The following is a 734-nucleotide window of genomic DNA, read 5'->3' on the forward strand; positions in this document are numbered from 1 at the left end:
CGGCCAGCTTGCCTGCGTCGGTTTTCAGCATGTGGCCGGCCGCGGTGGCCTCTTCCACCATCGCCGCGTTCTGCTGGGTCACCTGATCCAGCTGGGTGACGCCGGTGTTGATCTCATTGAGGCCGGTGGACTGCTCCGCGGCGCCCTCGGCAATGCCGGAAACCAGCTGCGAGATATGGGTGACCTGGCTGACGATGCTTTGCAGCGCGTCGCCCGCCTTGCCGACCAGATCCACACCGCGCGCCACCTGGCCGGAGCTGTCGGAGATCAGCGTCTTGATCTCCATCGCCGCGTCCGAGGACCGCTGCGCCAGCGCCCGCACTTCGCTGGCAACAACCGCGAATCCGCGGCCCGCTTCGCCGGCCCGCGCCGCCTCGACGCCGGCGTTCAGCGCCAGCAGGTTGGTCTGGAAGGCGATATCGTCGATCACAGAGATGATCTGGCTGATCTTATTGGAACTTTCCTCGATCTCGGTCATCGCCGAGACCGCGCTCTGCACCACCTCGCCGCTGTTGCGGGCCTCCTGCTTTGCGTCTTCCATGGTGGCCTCGACGCTGCGGGCGCCCTCGGCGGCGGATTTGACGGAGGCGGTCAGCTCATCCAGCGCCGCGGCGGTCTGTTCCAGCGTCGCTGCCTGGCTTTCGGTGCGGTGCGACAGGTCGTCGGAGGCCTGGCTGATCTCGGAGGCGCCATTGCGGATGCTGGCGGCGGCGGCGATCACCTGCTCCACCGTC

1 protein-coding gene is annotated in these 734 nt (G+C 67.6%); it reads right to left on the bottom strand.

The window, feature by feature from the left end; all coding sequences use genetic code 11:
- A partial coding sequence (locus RA26_RS19145) for a methyl-accepting chemotaxis protein (protein ID WP_039186523.1) occupies window positions 1-734 on the bottom strand: 734 nt, incomplete at both ends.

Source organism: Leisingera sp. ANG-M7 (genome assembly GCF_000813965.1).
In the GTDB taxonomy this organism is placed as follows: Bacteria; Pseudomonadota; Alphaproteobacteria; order Rhodobacterales; family Rhodobacteraceae; genus Leisingera.